At 69.5% G+C, this 3,474-nt stretch carries 3 protein-coding genes; 2 read left to right on the forward strand and 1 reads right to left on the reverse strand.

All coding sequences use genetic code 11. The features are described from left to right. On the reverse strand, positions 1-1,646 hold a 1,646-nt coding region (gene prpR, locus BI327_RS40545; RefSeq protein WP_076867227.1), incomplete at its 3' end, for a propionate catabolism operon regulatory protein PrpR. Positions 1,647-1,823: 177 nt separating this feature from the next. On the opposite strand from prpR, the gene prpB reads away from it, so the two are divergent. Then, positions 1,824-2,732: a methylisocitrate lyase gene (gene prpB / locus BI327_RS40550; RefSeq protein ID WP_033504383.1), complete on the forward strand. Its 909-nt coding sequence runs from the start codon at positions 1,824-1,826 to the stop codon at positions 2,730-2,732. Positions 2,733-2,791: 59 nt separating this feature from the next. Further along, positions 2,792-3,474: aconitase family protein (locus BI327_RS40555; RefSeq protein ID WP_245335081.1), on the forward strand; the 683-nt coding region annotated here is incomplete at its 3' end.

Genomic DNA, 3,474 nt, shown 5'->3' on the forward strand with positions numbered 1-3,474 from the left:
GCATAGGCCAGCAACGCGTCGCGCAAGGCGTCGGGCAACGGCGGCTCGCCGGCCAGGCCCAGGTTCTGCCGCACCCGCTGGTACAGGTTCTGCGCCAGCAGCCAGATGTCGTCGCGCCGCTCGCGCAGCGTCGGCATGTCGATGCGCAGGATGTTCAGGCGGAAGAACAGGTCCTGGCGGAAGGCGCCGGCCGCGACCATGGCCGCCAGGTCGCGATGGGTGGCGGCCATGATGCGCACGTTGACCGGCACCGGTTCACTGCCGCCCACGGGCATCACCTGCCGTTCCTGCAGCACGCGCAGCAGGCGGATCTGCAGCGCCGGCGGCATGTCGCCGATCTCGTCCAGGAACAGCGTGCCGTTGTGGGCCGCCTCGAACAGCCCGGGCTTGCCGCCGCGGCGCGCGCCGCTGAAGGCGCCGTCTTCGTAGCCGAACAGCTCGCTTTCCAGCAGGGTTTCGGGCAGCGAAGCGCAGTTGACCGCGATGAAGGGGAAATGATGGCGCGCGCTGGCCTGGTGGATGCCCTGGGCCATGACTTCCTTGCCGGTGCCGCTCTCGCCGCCGATCAGCACCGTCGAATCGACGCGGGCGTAGCGCAGGCCGAGCATGCGGGCCTTCGCCAGCGGCTCGGACTGGCCGTGCAGGTCGTCCAGCGTGTAGCGCACGGTGCGCACACGGGTGCGGGCCCGCGTGCGCAGGCTGCGGTCGGCGCGGTGGATGGCGCCGGCTTCCTGCAGGGTCAGCACCGCGCCCGACAGGCCGGCCCCGGTTGCCAGCGGAATCCGGTTCACCACCACCATCTTGCCGCCGAGCCGATGCACCGATTCGGCTTCGCGCTTGCCGCTGCGCAGCACCTCGTCCAGCGACAGCGCCGGCGATATTTCCTCCAGCCTTCGTCCGGCCAGGCCGGCGGCGGTGATGCCCAGCAGGCGTTCGACGGCCGGATTGAGCGCCTGCACGCGGCCGGCGGCGTCGACCGCGGCCACGCCTTCGTCCAGGTTGGCCAGCACCGCGTTGAGGTACTCGCGCCGGCCCGACTCGACGCGCTGCAGGCGGGTGATCTCGATGGCGTCCTCGATGCACGCGGCCACCGTGGCCAGCGAATACACCAGCACGCCGGCCATTCCCATGCGCTCGGCATAGTCGACGATCAGGCCCGAACCGACCAGGACCTCGATGCCTTCGTCCTTGAGCTGCTTGGCCTGGGCCAGTGCGTCGTCCTGATCGCGGTAGGTGCGCACCAGGATGTCGACGGCGAAGGTCTGCATGAAGGTCTGCAGTTCCGGGTACTGCGCGTGCTGGCCCAGCAAGGCCACGCGCGGCGAGATCCGGCGCGCCGTGGCCAGCGCGTTCATGACCTCGAAACCGCTGATCTTGACCTGCACCACCGGCACCGTGACGTGGCGGCGCAGATAGCTGCCGTTCAGGCCGGCCGCCACCACCACGTCGACGCGGCCCTGGCGCGCGGCCTCGTTGATGACGCTGGCGGCGGCGTCGAAACCGGCTTCGATCAGCTTGAATTCGCCGCGCTGGGCGTAACTGGGCAGGATCTGGGCGAAGGTGCGGGCGATGCGCGCCACGCCCACGGCCCAGATGCGCGGCAGCGCCGCCAGGTCGGATTCCACGGGTGTCGGGACAGTCAGCATGGCGGCATCGGGAGCGAAGGTCGAAGTGGGGATTTCATCATTGCGATGGCCGCATTTCAATTATGAAAACCCTACCCCGCCGCGCCGCCACCCCTCCCAGGGAAGGCGCGATTGGCATGCATCTTGCTTGATGGAAAGTCATCACTCCCCTGCCCTTACCCACCCCGGAGCCTCCCCATGATGACTTCCCCCGAATCCGACCTGCCGGCCAGCGCCGGCCTGCGACTGCGCAAGGCAATGCAGGCCGAGCAGCCCCTGCAGGTGGTCGGCGCCATCAACGCCAACCATGCGCTGCTGGCGCGGCAGGCCGGCTTTCGCGCCATCTACCTGTCGGGCGGCGGCGTGGCGGCGGGGTCGCTGGGCGTGCCCGACCTGGGCATCGTCGGCCTGGAGGACGTGCTGACGGACGTGCGCCGCATTACCGAAGTCTGCCCCCTGCCCCTGGTGGTCGATGTCGACACCGGCTTTGGCGCGTCGGCCTTCAATGTGGCGCGCACCACCCGTTCGATGATCGCCGCGGGCGCCGCCGCCATGCAGATCGAGGACCAGGCCGGCGCCAAGCGTTGCGGCCATCGCCCCAACAAGGAAGTGGTGACCCTGCCGGAGATGGTCGACCGCATCAAGGCGGCCGTCGACGCCCGCACCGATCCGCATTTCGTCATCATCGCCCGCACCGATGCGCTGGCCAGCGAAGGCCGCCAGAGCGCGCTGGACCGGCTGTCCGCCTGCGTCGAGGCCGGCGCCGACATCGCCTTTCCCGAAGCGGTGCATGACCTGGAGGGCTTTCGCGATTTCGCCCGCGCGCTGCCGGCGCCCATCCTGGCCAACATCACCGAATTCGGCCAGACGCCGCTGCTGACGGTGCAGGAACTGGCCGCCGCGCAGGTCGGCATGGTGCTCTATCCGCTGTCGGCCTTCCGCGCCATGAACCGCGCGGCCCAGCGCACCTACGAGGCGATCCGCCGCGACGGCACCCAGCGCGGCGTGCTCGACCAGATGCAGACGCGCATGGAACTGTATGAAAGCATTGGCTATTTCGCCTATGAAGAGCGGCTCGACGCGCTGTACGCTGACAAGGCCGCCTGACACGCCATGAAGACAGCCGGGCGCCGACCCGGCGACAACGGAACGGAGACAGACGTATCGTGCAGCCCCCCGAGCAAGATCCCTATCTGCAGGCCTACGACCCGGACGCGGAGTATGGCCGCCATTTCAGCGTGCCGGCCTTCGCCGCCGAGCACGGCCTGCAGGCCGGCCGCCTGCCCTACGTTGCGCGCGTGCTGATCGAGAACGCGTTGCGGCATGAAAGCGCCATCCACAGCCACCGGCCGCATGCGCTGGCCCTGCTGCGGGCCTATCACCCCGACGCGCCGGCGCCGGATGCGCCCGCCGATGTCTGGCTGCATCCGACGCGGGTGCTGGCGCAGGACGTTAGCGGCATTCCCAGCCTGATCGACCTGGCCGCCATGCGCGATGCGCTGCAGGCGCGCGGCGGCGATCCGCGCCGCATCAATCCGCTGATCCCCACCGACCTGATTGTCGATCATTCGCTGATCGCCGAGGAAGGCGGCCATGCCGGCGCGCGCCAGGCCAACGAGGCGCGCGAATACCGTCAGAACCGCGAGCGCTACACCTTCCTGAAATGGGCCCAGGGCGCGTTCGACAACCTGCGGCTGGTGCCGCCCGGCAAGGGCATCCTGCACCAGATCAACATCGAATACCTGGCCGAGGTGGCGACCACGCGCCGCACCGCGCAGGGCGCGGCGGTGACCTGTCCGGATACCCTGGTCGGGACCGACAGCCATACCACCATGGTCAACGCCCTGGG

The sequence above is a fragment of the Bradyrhizobium mercantei genome, from assembly GCF_001982635.1.
Taxonomy (GTDB): domain Bacteria; phylum Pseudomonadota; class Alphaproteobacteria; order Rhizobiales; family Xanthobacteraceae; genus Bradyrhizobium; species Bradyrhizobium mercantei.

What these genes read in the sequence shown, in the direction of transcription:
- prpB (WP_033504383.1), top strand. Translation starts at nt 1,824, where the DNA reads ATGATGACTTCCCCCGAATCCGACCTGCCGGCCAGCGCCGGCCTGCGA.